Origin of the sequence: Micromonospora echinaurantiaca, assembly GCF_900090235.1 — a bacterium.
GTDB lineage: Bacteria > Actinomycetota > Actinomycetes > Mycobacteriales > Micromonosporaceae > Micromonospora > Micromonospora echinaurantiaca.
This window is the reverse complement of the sequence record NZ_LT607750.1, coordinates 1,254,638-1,269,416: the sequence shown is the minus strand read 5'-3', so window position 1 is coordinate 1,269,416 and position 14,779 is coordinate 1,254,638. Positions and strand designations below refer to the sequence as shown.

General features: G+C 70.9%; 13 protein-coding genes and 1 tRNA gene. 5 read left to right on the top strand and 9 right to left on the bottom strand.

All coding sequences use genetic code 11. The features are described 5' to 3' along the window. Positions 1-123: 123 nt before the first annotated feature. Complete coding sequence (gene rpsA, locus GA0070609_RS05880; RefSeq protein WP_088992858.1) at positions 124-1,614, bottom strand: 30S ribosomal protein S1; 1,491 nt, start codon at positions 1,612-1,614, stop codon at positions 124-126. 497 nt (positions 1,615-2,111) lie between these two features. Here rpsA and GA0070609_RS05875 point away from each other — a divergent pair, with 497 nt between their 5' ends. From GA0070609_RS05875 to GA0070609_RS05865, 3 genes are read left to right on the top strand one after another with little or no spacing between them, the layout of a single operon-like run. After that, positions 2,112-2,921 (top strand): class I SAM-dependent methyltransferase, encoded by an 810-nt coding sequence (locus tag GA0070609_RS05875; protein WP_088992857.1) that lies wholly within the window; start codon positions 2,112-2,114, stop codon positions 2,919-2,921. A gap of 39 nt (positions 2,922-2,960) precedes the next feature. After that, positions 2,961-3,182 carry a hypervirulence associated TUDOR domain-containing protein gene (locus GA0070609_RS05870; RefSeq protein WP_088992856.1) on the top strand — a complete coding sequence of 74 codons (222 nt, stop codon included), beginning with the start codon at positions 2,961-2,963 and terminating at the stop codon, positions 3,180-3,182. After that, positions 3,169-3,597, top strand: a complete 429-nt coding sequence (locus GA0070609_RS05865; protein ID WP_088992855.1) for a DUF3140 domain-containing protein — start codon at positions 3,169-3,171, stop codon at positions 3,595-3,597. The genes GA0070609_RS05870 and GA0070609_RS05865 overlap by 14 nt, the downstream gene beginning before the upstream one ends. Positions 3,598-3,816: 219 nt before the next feature. On the opposite strand, the gene polA is transcribed toward GA0070609_RS05865, so the two are convergent. From polA to GA0070609_RS05825, 8 genes are all read right to left on the bottom strand, one after another. Beyond that, on the bottom strand, positions 3,817-6,516 hold the full coding sequence (gene polA, locus GA0070609_RS05860; RefSeq protein ID WP_088992854.1) for a DNA polymerase I: 2,700 nt from the start codon (positions 6,514-6,516) through the stop codon (positions 3,817-3,819). 119 nt (positions 6,517-6,635) lie between these two features. After that, the gene (locus GA0070609_RS05855; protein WP_088992853.1) at positions 6,636-7,349 is read right to left on the bottom strand and encodes an ABC transporter ATP-binding protein; all 714 of its coding nucleotides are present in this window, start codon (positions 7,347-7,349) and stop codon (positions 6,636-6,638) included. Further along, complete coding sequence (locus tag GA0070609_RS05850; protein ID WP_088992852.1) at positions 7,336-8,277, bottom strand: ABC transporter ATP-binding protein; 942 nt, start codon at positions 8,275-8,277, stop codon at positions 7,336-7,338. The genes GA0070609_RS05855 and GA0070609_RS05850 overlap by 14 nt, the downstream gene beginning before the upstream one ends. Further along, complete coding sequence (locus GA0070609_RS05845; RefSeq protein WP_088992851.1) at positions 8,270-9,427, bottom strand: branched-chain amino acid ABC transporter permease; 1,158 nt, start codon at positions 9,425-9,427, stop codon at positions 8,270-8,272. The genes GA0070609_RS05850 and GA0070609_RS05845 overlap by 8 nt, the downstream gene beginning before the upstream one ends. After that, the gene (locus tag GA0070609_RS05840; protein ID WP_088992850.1) at positions 9,424-10,407 is read right to left on the bottom strand and encodes a branched-chain amino acid ABC transporter permease; all 984 of its coding nucleotides are present in this window, start codon (positions 10,405-10,407) and stop codon (positions 9,424-9,426) included. Before GA0070609_RS05840 ends, GA0070609_RS05845 begins: the two co-directional genes overlap by 4 nt. 61 nt (positions 10,408-10,468) lie before the next feature. Then, positions 10,469-11,617 carry a branched-chain amino acid ABC transporter substrate-binding protein gene (locus GA0070609_RS05835; protein WP_088992849.1) on the bottom strand — a complete coding sequence of 383 codons (1,149 nt, stop codon included), beginning with the start codon at positions 11,615-11,617 and terminating at the stop codon, positions 10,469-10,471. 339 nt (positions 11,618-11,956) lie between these two features. Then, positions 11,957-13,135 (bottom strand): hypothetical protein, encoded by a 1,179-nt coding sequence (locus GA0070609_RS05830; protein WP_157748065.1) that lies wholly within the window; start codon positions 13,133-13,135, stop codon positions 11,957-11,959. Between the two features lie 55 nt (positions 13,136-13,190). Next, the gene (locus tag GA0070609_RS05825) at positions 13,191-13,811 is read right to left on the bottom strand and encodes an ANTAR domain-containing response regulator (protein WP_088992847.1); all 621 of its coding nucleotides are present in this window, start codon (positions 13,809-13,811) and stop codon (positions 13,191-13,193) included. Positions 13,812-13,909: 98 nt separating this feature from the next. Here GA0070609_RS05825 and GA0070609_RS05820 point away from each other — a divergent pair. Both GA0070609_RS05820 and GA0070609_RS05815 read left to right on the top strand, forming a co-directional pair. Next, positions 13,910-13,993: transfer RNA gene (locus GA0070609_RS05820), tRNA-Leu, on the top strand. A 32-nt stretch (positions 13,994-14,025) separates the two neighbouring features. After that, the gene (locus tag GA0070609_RS05815; RefSeq protein WP_088992846.1) at positions 14,026-14,775 is read left to right on the top strand and encodes a transcriptional regulator; all 750 of its coding nucleotides are present in this window, start codon (positions 14,026-14,028) and stop codon (positions 14,773-14,775) included. Positions 14,776-14,779: the final 4 nt, after the last annotated feature.

The window sequence follows — 14,779 nt, the reverse complement described above, 5'->3', positions numbered from 1 at the left end:
CGGCAACGGCGACACGCCGCGGGAACGGCGCGGCCGGCGGGACCGGCGGGGCGGGGACGGCGAGGGCCCCGCCCCCGGCGATCTCACGGATCGCGGGGACGGGGCCCGTCGTCGTTCAGCGGGTCACTTACCGCCGGCGAGCTTCTCCCGCAGCGCGGCGAGCGCCTCGTCGGTGGCCAGGGTGCCGGCCGGCTCCTCGGCCTGCCGGCTCGGGGCCGGGGTGGTCGAGGTGGCGCCGCCACCGGTGACCGCCGGGGCCGGGTTGGCAGCGGCCTCGGCGTCGGCGGCCCGGGAGGTCTGCACCTGCTTGGTGTGGGCCTCCCAGCGCTGACGCGCCTCGGCGTACTGCTGCTCCCAGGTCTCGCGCTGCTTCTCGTACCCCTCGAGCCACTCCCCGGTCTCCGGGTCGAAGCCCTCCGGGTAGATGTAGTTGCCCTCGGCGTCGTAGGTCGCGGCCATGCCGTAGAGGGTCGGGTCGAAGTGCTCCTCGCCCTCGACGAAGCCCTCGTTGGCCTGCTTGAGCGACAGCGAGATCCGGCGGCGCTCCAGGTCGATGTCGATGACCTTGACCATGACCTCGGAGCCGACCTGGACGACCTGCTCCGGGATCTCCACGTGGCGCTCGGCCAGCTCGGAGATGTGGACCAGGCCCTCGATGCCGTCGTCCACCCGGACGAAGGCGCCGAACGGCACCAGCTTGGTGACCTTACCCGGCACGATCTGCTGGATCGCGTGGGTGCGGGCGAACTGCCGCCACGGGTCCTCCTGGGTCGCCTTCAGCGACAGCGAGACCCGCTCGCGGTCCAGGTCGACGTCCAGGACCTCGACCTCGACCTCCTGGCCCACCTCGACGACCTCGGACGGGTGGTCGATGTGCTTCCAGGAGAGCTCGGAGACGTGCACCAGACCGTCCACGCCGCCGAGGTCGACGAACGCGCCGAAGTTGACGATCGAGGACACGACGCCCTTGCGGACCTGGCCCTTCTGGAGCTTGTTGAGGAACTCGGTGCGCACCTCGGACTGCGTCTGCTCGAGCCAGGCCCGGCGGGACAGGACCACGTTGTTGCGGTTCTTGTCCAGCTCGATGATCTTGGCCTCGAGCTCGCGGCCGACGTACGGCTGCAGGTCACGCACGCGCCGCATCTCGACCAGGGAGGCGGGCAGGAAGCCACGCAGCCCGATGTCGAGGATGAGGCCACCCTTGACCACCTCGATGACCGAGCCGCGGACGACGCCGTCCTCGTCCTTGATCTTCTCGATGGTGCCCCACGCCCGCTCGTACTGCGCGCGCTTCTTCGAGAGGATCAGACGCCCCTCCTTGTCCTCCTTCTGGAGGACAAGGGCCTCGATGTGGTCGCCGACCGAAACCACCTCGGCCGGGTCCACGTCGTGCTTGATCGACAGCTCCCGAGAGGGGATGACGCCCTCGGTCTTGTAGCCGATGTCGAGCAGGACCTCGTCCCGATCGACCTTGACGACGGTGCCTTCGACAATGTCGCCGTCGTTGAAGTACTTGATGGTCTCGTCGATCGCGGCGAGGAAAGCTTCCTCGGAGCCGAGGTCGTCGACGGTGACCTTGGTGGCGCTCGAGGGGGCCTCGATGCTGCTCGTCATGTGGGCGGTTGCTCCGGTCGGATGGTGTGTCATCGCAGGCTTGCGTCGCGGTGACCTGTTCGCGCCAGCGGATCCGTCGCCGGGCACACCGAACGATCGCCAAGTGAGATCCTGATGTGGCTCCGGAGACCGCGCACCTGCTCCCTGCCGAGGCACACGATCCGCGAGCGCATCGTCTAGCCTACCGTGCGCATTACCACAGCGTGCAAGCCCTCCCGTCTCCTCGCCGCCTGGTGACCTGCGAAAGCCGAGAAATCGCCCGGAAAGCACCACGACTGTCTCGTCCGTCACAGCAGCCCCATCAGCCTCCGGGTCGAACCGGCCTCGTCCGCCCGGAGCCCGCTCCTCGCCCGCCCCGACCACCGACCCCGACCGTCCGGCCGACCCGCCGGTCGCGACCGGCGGGTGGCCCAGCCCGGTCGCGGTCCGTCGTCGGCGGGCGTCGGTGGTACGAGCCCGAGCGCCGGGACGCCGACGCCGGGGCCTAGCGTGAGCGGGTGGATGACGACAGCCGGGTGACCCGCCGCCGGGTCGGCGACGCCGAGGCCCGCCGGGCCAACCGCCGCTGGTGGGACGCGGACGCCGACGACTACCAGGCCGAGCACGGTGCCTTCCTCGGCGACCTCGACTTCGTCTGGTGCCCGGAGGGGGTGCGCGAGGCCGACGTGGAGCTGCTCGGCGCGTTGCCCGGTCGTCGGGTGCTGGAACTCGGCTGCGGCGCGGCCGCCGCGGCCCGCTGGCTGGCCACCCAGGGCGCCCGGCCGGTCGCCCTGGACCTCTCCGCCGGCATGTTGCGGCACGCCGCGCTCGCCGCCGCCCGCACCGGCGTACGGGTGCCGCTGGTACAGGCCGACGCGCTGGCCCTGCCCTTCGCCGACCAGGCGTTCGACACCGCCTGCACGGCGTTCGGCGCGATCCCGTTCGTGGCCGACTCGGCGGCCGTGATGCGCGAGGTGTTCCGGGTGCTGCGCCCCGGCGGCCGCTGGGTGTTCTCGGTCACCCACCCGATGCGATGGATCTTCCTCGACGATCCGGGCGAGGGTGGGCTGACCGCCGTGCACTCGTACTTCGACCGCTCGCCATACGTCGAGCAGGACGAGACCGGCACCGCCACCTACGTGGAGCAGCACCGCACCCTCGGCGACCGGATCCGCGAGTTGGTCGGCGCCGGGTTCCGCCTGCTCGACCTGGTGGAACCGGAGTGGCCGGAGGGACACGAGGGGATCTGGGGGCAGTGGAGCCCGCTGCGCGGCCGCCTCTTCCCCGGCAGCGCGATCTTCGTCGCCGAGAAGCCGGCGCGGGGGTAGCAGCCGTTTCCGGCCACCGGCGCCGGGTAGCCAGGGCGTATGGCCGAGAAGAGGGAATTCCGCGAGGGCGACCACGTCTCCTGGGCCAGTCACAGCGGCCGCGCGTACGGAGTGGTGAAGGAGAAGCTCATCGACCGGACGCACGTGCGCGGGCACGCCGTGAACGCGTCCCCGGAGCACCCGCAGTACCGGATCCGCAACGACGACTCGGGCCGGGACGTCGCCCACCGACCGGAGGTGCTTCGCCATGAGCCGAAGTGAGGACCCGCAGCAGACGTACCAGGAGTTCACCGAGGCGGTGAACATGAAGCCCGGTGAGCTGAAGTCCTGGCTGGAGACCGACGAGTCCAAGCACGTCGGTTGGCGCAAGGCCACCAAGGGCGGCGAGTCGGTGGGCCACGAGTCGGGCCGCCGGATCATCGACCTGCTGCGCCGCAAGCGCGGCGAGCTCTCCGAGACCGACTACCGGCACATGCGCAAGGTCGTCGGGTACGTGCGCCGGCACATGGCCCAGCGGCCCAGCGGCGACGTGCGCGACACCCGGTGGCGGTACTCGCTGATGAACTGGGGGCACGACCCGCTCAAGGCGCCGCTTCCGGCGCCGGGTGGCCGGTCCCGGCAGGCCCTGGAGCGGCACGGCAAGCCACCGGAGGCGCGCCGCGGACCGGGCCGCTGACCGAATCTGCCGCCCGAAGCTGCGGGGACGGGCACCCCCGGCAGCGTGCCCTTGGCACTGGCGCCGGAGGCCGACCGGTCGGGCCTGGTCGCCCTGGCCGGGCCGACCTGGTCGACGCCCTGGCCGCCGCATCCGTCCGGCTACCCGTGCCCGGCAGCGTGGCTGTCTCGGCCACGCGGAGGCGCCCGCCGGGTGGCGTACCCCGGCGGACGTCGCGGGTCAGTGGTCGGCGCTGTTCCAGTCGCGGCCCTCGCCGACGGACACCTCCAGCGGCACCGACAGCGGGTACGCCCCACCCATCTCGCGCCGCACCAGCGCCTCCAGCGCCTCCCGCTCGCCCGGGGCGACCTCGAAGACCAGCTCGTCGTGCACCTGCAGCAGCATCCGGGAACGCAGCCCGGCCTCGCGCAGCGCGGTCTCCACGTGCAGCATGGCGACCTTGATGATGTCGGCCGCGGAGCCCTGGATCGGGGCGTTGAGCGCCATCCGCTCGGCGATCTCCCGGCGCTGCCGGTTGTCGCTGCCCAGGTCGGGCAGGTAGCGCCGGCGGCCCAGGATGGTGGAGGTGTAGCCGTCGTGCCGGGCCCGGGCCACCACCTCGTGCAGGTAGTCGCGCACCCCGCCGAAGCCGGCGAAGTAGTTCTCCATCAGCCCGCGCGCCTCCTCGGTGCTGATCCCGAGCTGCTGGGAGAGGCCGAACGCGCTCAGCCCGTACGCCAGGCCGTAGTTCATCGCCTTGATCTTGCGACGCTGGTCGGCGGTGACCTCGGCGACCGGCACCTCGAACACCGACGAGGCGGTGGCGGCGTGGAAGTCGGCCCCGGAGTTGAACGCGTCGATCAGCGCCTCGTCCGACGACAGGTGCGCCATGATCCGCATCTCGATCTGGCTGTAGTCGGCGGTGAGCAGGCACTCGTAGCCCTCGCCCACCACGAAGGCGCGGCGGATCCGCCGCCCCTCCTCGGTGCGGATGGGGATGTTCTGCAGGTTGGGTTCGGTCGAGGAGAGCCGGCCGGTGGCCGCCACCGTCTGGTTGAAGGTGGTGTGGATCCGGCCGTCGTCGGAGACCGACTTGAGCAGCCCGTCCACGGTGGACTTCAGCTTGGCCACGTCCCGGTGGCGCAGCAGGTGGGCCAGCACCGGGTGCGGGTTCTGCGCGTAGAGCCACTGCAGGGCGTCGGCGTCGGTGGTGTAGCCGGTCTTGATCTTCTTGGTCTTGGGCAGCCCCAGCTCGCCGAAGAGGATCTCCTGCAGCTGCTTGGGCGAGCCCAGGTTGAACTCCCGCCCGACCGCCGCGTACGCGCCCTGCGCGGCGGCCTTCACCTCGGCCGCGAAGTGCGCCTCCAGCTCCGAGAGGTAGTGCGTGTCGGCGGCGATGCCGGTGCGCTCCATCCCGGCCAGCACCCGCATCAGCGGCAGCTCCACCCCGGCCATCAGCCGGGCCGACTGCTCGCCGTCGCGGGACAGCTCGGCGTCGATCGCGTCGGCCAGGTCGAGGGTGGCCCGGGCCTGAAGCATCAGGTTCTGCTCGACCGCACCCTCGTCGCCCAGCCCGTCGAGGGTGAGCTGGCCGTCGTCCGGCGCGTCGACCCGCAGCTCGCGGTGCAGGTAGCGCAGCGCCAGATCGGTCAGGTCGTAGGAGCGCTGGTCGGGGCGGGCCAGGTAGGCCGCGATCTGGGTGTCGCGGACGATGCCCTCCAGCGACCAGCCGTGCGCCGCGAAGGCGAGCACGGCCGGCTTGCTGTCGTGCAGCACCTTGGGCCGCTCGGCGTCGGCCAGCCAGCCGGCGAGCGCCGCCTCGTCGCCGGCGTCCAGCCGGGCCGGGTCGACCCAGGCCGCCGCCCCGCCGGCGGTGGCCAGCGCCAGGGCGGTCACCGTGGCCGTGTGCCGCCGGTTGGGGCCGGTGTCCAGGGTGACCGCCAGGCCGACCGGGGTGCCGGCCGGAGCGTGCGCGCCCAGCCAGCGGGCCAGCGCGCCCGGCTCGGTGAGCACCTCGCCGGCCAGGTCGAACCCGGCCTCGGCCTCCGGCTCCACCGCCTCCAGGTACTGGTAGAGCCGGTCGCGCAGGATCCGGAACTCCAGGGTGTCGAAGACCTGGTGCACCGCCTCGCGGTCCCAGCCGGCCCAGCGGGCGTCCTCGGGGCGCAGCGGCAGCTCCAGGTCGGAGACCAGGCAGTTGATGTCGTAGTTGCGGATCACGTCGGCGAGCCGCTCGCGCAGGCTGTCGCCGGCCTTGCCCTTGATCTCGTCGGCCCGGGCGACGACGCCCTCCACCCCGCCGTACGTGGTGATCCACTTCGCCGCCGTCTTCGGGCCGACGCCGGGGATGCCGGGCAGGTTGTCGCTGGTCTCGCCGACCAGCGCGGCCAGGTCGCGGTAGCGCTGCGGGGGCACGCCGTACTTCGCCTCGACCGCTGCCGGATCCATCCGGGCCAGGTCGGAGACGCCCTTGCGCGGGTAGAGCACGGTGATGTTCTCGCCGACCAGCTGGAACGCGTCCCGGTCGCCGGTGGTGATCAGGACCGACATGCCCTGGTCGCGGGCCTGGCAGGCGAGGGTGGCGATGACGTCGTCGGCCTCGTAGCCCTCCTTCTCGACCACCGGGATGCGCAGCGCCGCGAGCACCTCCTTGACCAGGCTGACCTGGCCCTTGAAGTCGGTCGGGGTCTCGCTGCGGCCGGCCTTGTACTCGGCGTACTTCTCGGTGCGGAAGGAGCGGCGGGAGACGTCGAAGGCGACGACGATGTGGGTGGGCTGCTCGTCGCGCAGCACGTTGATCAGCATGGAGGTGAAGCCGTAGACCGCGTTGGTCGGCTGACCCGTCGTGGTGGAGAAGTTTTCCACCGGCAGGGCGAAGAAGGCCCGGTATGCCAGGGAATGTCCGTCGACGAGGAGCAAGCGCGGCGTCGTAGCTGTCACGGAGGCGACTCTAGTCCGTACCACCGACAAGCCCGACCCGGCGGCACCGGGCCCGGACGGAAAAACGCGGCGGCCGCCCGCCCCCATCGGGACGGACGGCCGCCGGCGCTACGACGCGGTCAGGCCACGCCGAGGTACGCCTCCTTGACCGCCGGGTCGTGCAGCAGGTCCTGACCGGACCCCTCCTTCACGATCCGCCCGGTCTCCAGCACGTAGCCCCGGTGCGCCCGGGACAGCGCCTGCTGGGCGTTCTGCTCCACCAGCAGGACCGTGGTGCCCTGCTGGTTGATCTCCACGATGATGTCGAAGATCTGCCGGATCACCATCGGGGCCAGACCCATCGACGGCTCGTCCAGCAGCAGCAGCTTCGGCCGGCTCATCAACGCCCGGCCGACGGCGAGCATCTGCTGCTCGCCGCCGGAGAGCGTGCCGCCGGCCTGCTTGCGCCGCTCGGCGAGCCGCGGAAACAGGGTCAGCACCCGGTCCAGGTCGGCGGCGATGCCGGCGGAGTCCCGCCGGGTGTACGCCCCCATGTCCAGGTTCTCCATCACCGTCATGCCGGGGAAGATCTGCCGGCCCTCCGGGGACTGGCACAACCCCCGGACCACCCGCAGGTCGGCCCGGAGCTTGCTGATGTCCTCCCCGTTGAAGGTGATCTTTCCGGCGGAGAGCGAACGGGTGCCGGAGATGGCCCGCATGGTGGTGGTCTTGCCGGCGCCGTTCGCGCCGATCAGGGCCACCACCTCACCCTCGTTGACGGTGAGGCTGATGCCGTGCAGCGCCTCGATCCGGCCGTAGGCGACGGTGACGTTCTCGAGCTCAAGCAGCGTCATCGGTGGACTCCCCCAGGTAGGCCGCGATCACCTTCGGATCCCGGCTGACCTCGGCCGGCGCGCCATCGGCGATCTTCCGGCCGAACTCCAGCACCACGATCCGGTCGGTGACCCCCATGACCAGCCGCATGTCGTGCTCGATGAGCAGCACGGTCAGCCCCTTGTCACGGATCTTGCGGATCAGGGCGAGCAGTTCCTCCTTCTCCGCCGGGTTGAAGCCGGCGGCCGGCTCGTCCAGGCAGATCAGCTTCGGCTCGGTGGCCAGCGCCCGGGCGATCTCCAACCGGCGCTGGTAGCCGTACGGCAGGTTGCGCGCCGCGTCGTTGGCCCGGTCGGCGATGCCGACGAAGCGCAACAACTCCATCGCCTTGGCCTCGGCCGCCCGCTCCTCAAGGATGTGCCGGGACAGACCGAAGGTCTTGGCGAACGTCCGGCGCATCTCCTGCCACGTCCGCGCGATCCCGGCTTCCGCCGTGACCTGCGGCAACTCCTCCGGCTTCGGCCGCAGCCGGTAGAGCCGGAAGAGCGCGCCGGGGACGCTGGTCTTGTGCCGGGAATCCGTCCCGACCATGACGTTCTCCAGCGCCGTCATCTCCGGGAACAGCCGGATGTTCTGGAACGTCCGGGAGATGCCCAGCCGGCTGATCTGGTGCGGCTTGCGGCCGGTGACCCGCTCGCCGCGGAACCGCACCGCCCCGGACGTCGGCTTGTACACCCCGGTCATCACGTTGAAGGTGGTGGTCTTGCCGGCGCCGTTCGGGCCGATCAGGCCGAGGATCTCGCCCTCGTTGATCTGGAAGTTGATCCCGTCGAGAGCGACCACGCCGCCGAACCGCAGCGTGACGTTGTCGACCTCGAGCAGCACGGGTCGCGGCCCGGCCTGGGTCGGGATCTTCGGCGCCGTGGTGCTGGTGCTCTGGTCAGACATGAGCGGGCGCCTCCTCTGCCTCCGCCGCGCGGTCCTGCAACTCGCGGGCCCGCCGCCGGCTGGGGATCAGACCCTGCGGGCGCAGGACCATCACCAGCACCATGGCCAGACCGAAGGCCAGCCACCGGTAGTCGGCGACCTCCCGGAACCGCTCCGGCAGGTACGCCAGCAGCACCGCGCCCAGCGACACGCCGACCATGTTGCCGGAGCCACCGACCACGACCATCGCCACGAACAGGATCGACAGGTTCACGTTGAACTGGGTCGGGTCGATGAACGCGTACCGGCTGGCGAACAGGAAGCCGGACAGGCCGCCCAGCGCCGCGCCGATGGCAAACGCCCACAGCTTGAACTTGAACGGGTACACGCCCATCACCGCTGCGGCGTCCTCGTCCTCGCGGACCGCCAGCCAGGACCGGCCGACCCGGCTGTGCTCCAGCCGGCGCACCGCGAACACCATCACCAGAACGAGCGTCAACGCCAGCCAGTACCACGGCTTCACGTCCACCAGGCCGAAGACCCCGTTGTCCGCCGACGGCGGCCCCTCCGGGCCGGGGATCGCCGAGATGCCCTGCGGGCCGTTGGTGACGTTCTCCAGGTTCCGGGCGACGATCCGGATGATCTCGCCGAAGCCCAGCGTGACGATGGCCAGGTAGTCACCGCGCAGCCGCAGCGTCGGCCAGCCCAGCAGCACCCCGGAGATCAGCGCCAGCACCAGCGCGATGAACGCGCAGACCGCCCAGGTGACCGCCCACGTCTGCGGCAGGTCGAACTCCCGCTGGAACCACTTGACCACCGGCGAGTTCACCGAGCCGAACAGCGCCACGGCGTACGCGCCGATGGCGAAGAAGCCGATGTAACCGAGGTCGAGCAGACCGGCGAGACCGATCACGACGTTCAGGCCGATCGCCACCAGCACGTAGATGGCGCAGGTGAAGAGCACACCGGCCCAGTTGCTGCCGCCGGAGATCGAGTCGGTCCGCAGCCAGGTCAGGCCCGGGATGCCGAGCAGCGGCAGGTAGTAGAGGAACACCACGAAGGCGACGAACCCCAGGCCCCGCTGCCACTTCGGCAGCGCGCGCCACCGGTCGCCGACCGCGTGCAGGGCGCCCACCCGGCCGCGGTCCAGGTCCCTGATCTTGTCGATCATGCGCGGGCCCTCCCCAGCGACTCGCCCAGCAGACCGGTCGGACGGAACATCAGCACCACGATCAGCACGATGAAGGCGATGACGTCCTCCCAACTGGACTTGAAGAGCGTGGCGCCGTAGACCTCGACGATGCCGAGGACCAGGCCACCGAGCAGCGCGCCGCGCAGGTTGCCGATGCCACCGAGCACGGCCGCGGTGAACGCCTTGAGGCCGAGCACGAAGCCGATGCTGCTCTGCGTGAAGCCGAACCGCATGCTCCACAGCAGAGCGGCGGCGCCGGCCATGATGCCGCCGAGCACGAAGATCAGCATGATCACGCGCTCCTGGTTGACCCCCATCAGGGCGGCGGTCTCCGGGTTCTGCGCCACCGCCCGCACGCCCCGGCCGTACCGGGTGCGGTTGATGAACCAGTCCAGCACCGCCATCATCACCACGGCGGCCACGAAGACGATCAGCTGGATGTTGGTGATCGCCGTGCCGGCGATCGTGAACAGCGTCTTCTGCTCGATGATCGTCGGCATGCCGAGGATGATCCGCTCCCGGGCGAACATCGAGGGCACCAGGTCACCCAGGAGCCTCGGCAGCACCAGACCGAAGACCTCGACCAGCACCAGCGAGAGGCCGATCGCGGTGATCAGGAAGATGAGCGGCGGCGCGTTCTTGCGCCGCAGCGGCCGATACGCGATGCGTTCGATCGCGAGGGCGGTGCCGCCGGAGGCGAGCGCCGCGACAATCAGGCCGAGCACCAGGAAGAGCACCGCCTGGCCGATCGGCGGGTTGTTCTCCACGCCGAACGCGGTCCACAGTCCGAGCACCGCGAAGGTGCCGACCATGAACACCTCGGAGTGGGCAAAGTTGATCAGACGCAGGACGCCGTAGACGAGGGTGTAGCCCAGGGCGATCAGTGCGTAGATCGCTCCTTTGGACAGTCCGTCGACGGTGTGCTGGCCGATGTGGCCGAAGAGGTCGTCGAAATTCACCGGGGTCTCCTTGCATCGAGTACGGCCGGGGCGAACACCCCGGCCGTACTCCGTGCTGTCGTCAGCTGAGCTTGAGCTCCTGCAGCGGCTCGAACGCCGTGCCCTTGATCTGGTACGACCAGATGACGACCTTGGACGGGTCGACGTCGCCGTTGTCGGCGAACTTGATGTACTTCGACACGCCCTGCTTGTCGTAGGCCTTCACGTAGGCCAGGATGTCCGCCCGGCTCTTCTTGCCGTCCTTGAACGCGTCCACGAAGATCTGCGCGGCGTCGAAGCCCTCAGCACCGTAGGAACCCGGCGCCTGGCCGTACTCCTTCTGGTAGTCCGCGGAGAAGGTGCCGCCGGCCTTGTCGGCCGGGAGGCACGGGCAGGTGATGATCGAGCCCTCGGCACCGCCGGAGGCACCCTGCGGGAACGCCGGGTCGTAGAGACCGTCCGGGCCGACGAACTTGGCCTGGACGCCCGCCTGGCGCATCTGCCGCACCAGCGGAGAAGCCTCACGGGTGTAGCCGCCGTAGAAGACGTAGTCGGCGCCCGCGGCCTTGATCTTCGAGATCGTCGCGTCGAACTGCGACTGCCGCTCCTGGATCTTGTCGCTGCCGGCGAGCGCGGTACCGAGGTTCTTGGTCAGCTCGGCGGTGATGCCGGCGCCGTACGCGCTGCCGTCGTCGATGAGGAAGACCTTCGACGCGTTCTGCGCCTTCAGGTACGTCGACACCGCGCCAGCCTGGGTGCCGTCGTTGCCGACCACCCGGAAGAACGACTTGTTGCCCTTCTGGGTCAGGTCGGTCCGGGTCGCCGACGGGGCGACCATCGCCATACCCGCGGCCTCGTAGACCGGCATGGTCGCGTCCGACTCGCCGGAGAAGTGACCGCCGATGACGCCGAGGAACGACGCGTCGCCCGCGACCTGGTTGGCGACCGGGGTCGCCTGCGCCGGGTCACCCTGCGTGTCGAATTCGACCATCTCGACCTTGCAGTCCGGGTTCTTCTCGTTGTGCTGCTTCACGGCGAGCTTCGCGCCGTTCAGCGACGGGATCACCAGACCCGCGTTGTCACCGGTGAACGCGCCGAAGATCGCGATCTTGCCGCCACAGTCGCCGGACGCGGTGCCGCCATCGCCACCCGAGTCCTGGCAACCAGCTGCGACAACCAGGGTCGCGGCGAGCGCGGCGGTGCCGAGCGCCCGTACATAGCTTCGCCTCACGGCTTCCTGACCTCCTCCAGATGCGGGCCCGACCAACCCCACCAACGGGGACAGCCAGCAACCCGCAGTTCCACCCACCCCGCAGGGACGCCCCCTGCGTTACGGCTCGTGATGGCGGAGCGTACCGACACTCATACCGTCTCGGAAGGCCTGGAGCCGGGGTCTGCGAAACCGTTACGAAGAAGCACGGGATCCAAACATTTGCCGTAACAGGTCAATCCCCTGACCGGTCCTTAGGCGGTTGGCTGACCGAATCGCGGGACGGCCCGACCCCGGCTCACCGGCCGGTTCCGGGCCGGTCAGTGACCCGAATCGATCAGCCGGCGACCGGCCGACCGTTCACCCCGGCGCCGGCCCGGCGGGCGCCCACCAGAACCCGCTGCGGCTGCCGTCGTCCACCGCCAGCCACCAGCGCTCCCCCACCGCCAGCACGCTGACGTCCCGGTCCGCCCCGGCCGGCAACCCCGTCGCCGGGACCACCTCGTGCCACGAGCCGCCGAGGTCGGACGACGTCCACAGGCTGTGCCGCGCCCCGTCGGACACCGCGGCCACCAGCCGACCGCCGGCCGCGCCCAGCGAACTCACCGACGGCACCCCGCCCGCGCCGAGCGCACCGAAGCCACCCGCCGCCACCCAGTCACCGCCCGGCGACTGCCGCCACGTTCCGAACGTCCGGCCGCGCAACCCCACCGCGACCGCCGTGTCGCCGGCCAGCACCACCCGCTGCAACTCCTCGTGGTCGGCGCTGCCCGGCAGGGTCGTTCGCCGCCAGGACCGCCCGTCCGCCGACGTCCACACCGCCGGGTCCCGGTCGATCCGGCCCGCCGGCAGCACGCCGCCCACGGCCAGCCAACCCCCCGCGCCGGCCACCGCGTCGAACGCCCAGCTCACCCCGCGGGTGTCGGACGCCAGCTCCGGCGCGCCCTCGATCAGCACGAAGTCCGCCGCGTCCGGCGAGACCCAGGCCGCCGCGCCGCTGGACCGGTTGCCCACGATCAACCAACCCGCCGGCCCGCCGGCCAGCCGCGCCACGTTGATCGCCGTCGGCCCGCCGTACGTCTCGAACGACGCCGCCACCTCGACCAGCGCGCCGTCGTCGCGCTGCCGCCAGGTGCTCACCCGCGGGTAGCCGTGCGCGCCGCCGACCTTCGCCCCGACCACGGCGGCCACCCCGTCGCGGCAACCAACCGCGTAGAGCACGTTCTGCTTGCCGTAGAAGGAATCCGCGGCGATCGGCACCGCGCTCCACGAGGTGCCGTCCCCGCTCGTCCAGGCCGCCGGCCGGGTCGCGCCCGCGGCGTCGGCCACCCCGCCGACCACGTACCAGCGGCCGGCGCAGGCGACCGCGTCGCGCAGCAGGAGCCGCCCCGGCGGGCCCGGTGGCGCCGGGAGGGTCAGCTCCTGCCAGGCCGGGCTGACCGGCTGCGGGTTGTCGCCATCGTGCGCGGTGCTGCCCTCGCAACCGGCGAGCAGCAGGGCGAACCCGCCCAGCACCGCCATCAACCGCCGACCACGCATGGATCCGATGCTATCGATCACCGGGCCGGCGCGGTGCCCCCCGAACCGGCGTACCTCAGGCGCTCGGCTGGGCCACCTCGCCGCCGGCGGTCTCGGCGAGGATCCGCTCGGCGACCTCCTTCATGGTCATCCGGTGGTCCATCGCGGTGCGCTGGATCCACTTGAACGCCTGCGGCTCGGTCATCCCATACGTCGTCATCAGCGCGCCCTTGGCGCGCTCGACCGTCTTGCGGATCTCCAGCCGGTCGGTCAGCCCGGCGACCTCCGCCTCCAGCGCGGCGATCTCCGAGTAGCGGGAGAGCGCGATCTCCACCGCCGGGACCAGGTCGCTCTTCTGGAAGGGCTTCACCAGGTACGCCATCGCGCCGGCCGCCCGGGCCCGCTCCACCAGGTCCCGCTGGCTGAACGCGGTCAGGATGATCACCGGGGCGATCCGGGCGCCGGCGATCCGCTCGGCGGCGGCCAGCCCGTCCATGATCGGCATCTTGATGTCGAGGATGACCAGGTCCGGCTTGAGCTCCTCGGCCAGCCGGACGGCGGTCTCGCCGTCGCCGGCCTCCCCCACCACCTCGTAGCCCTCTTCGGCCAGCATCTCGGCGAGGTCCAGCCGGATGAGCGCCTCGTCCTCGGCGATCAGTACCCGCCTGCGCTCGGCATCCGTCTGCGTCTCGGCCACGAGCCCTACCCCCACCATCGATCTCGGCACGGCTACCACCCATGCTCCCGCATGAGCCTAGTCGGGTACAGTGAGCGACACCCGCCCGAGGGGCGGATGCCGGGATGGAGGAATCGGCAGACTCGGATGCCTCAAAAGCATCTGCCCGAGAGGGCGTGCGGGTTCAAGTCCCGCTCCCGGCACTTCTGTCATACACCTGTTCGATGATCCGGGTGTGCATCCACCCCAATTCCGGACGCGCGCCCGCGCTCTCCGCGCTCGTGGCGACAACATCCGCTCGATAGCCCGCGCCCTCTCCCTGCCCTACACGACCGTCTGGCACTGGTGCGTCGACCGGCCCGAACCCGCCGTCGTCGGCACCGCTGCCCGGTGTTTCCGCTGTTCCCCCACGGTCGAGAATCAGACAGATCCCGCCGCCTACGCCTACCTGCTCGGCCTCTACCTCGGCGACGGGCACCTGGTCACCTCGGATCGGGTGCCGGTCCTGCGGATCTACTGCTCCGACTCATGGCCCCATCTCATCGAGGCGTGCGAGAGCGCCATGCGAGCGGTGCTGGCGAACAAGGTCCAGCGCATACAGAAGCGCGGCTGCGTCGCGGTGCAGAGCACCGGCAAGCACTGGCCATGCTTGTTCCCCCAGCACGGCCCAGGCAAGAAGCACCAGCGGCCGATCGTCCTCGCCGACTGGCAGCGGGAGATCGTCACCGCACACCCCGGTCACTTCCTGCGTGGGCTGTTCCACTCCGACGGCAGCCGGTTCACCAACCGGGTCACCGTCCGCGGCAGGGAGTACGTCTATCCGCGCTACATGTTCTCCAACCGGTCCACCGACATCATGTCGCTGTGCCAGTGGGCACTCGACCTGCTCGGAATCCCCTGGCGAATGAACCTGCCGTGGTCCCTCTCGGTGGCGCGCCGGGAGGCGGTCGCCGCCCTCGACCGGCACGTCGGCCCGAAGTCCTGAGCTG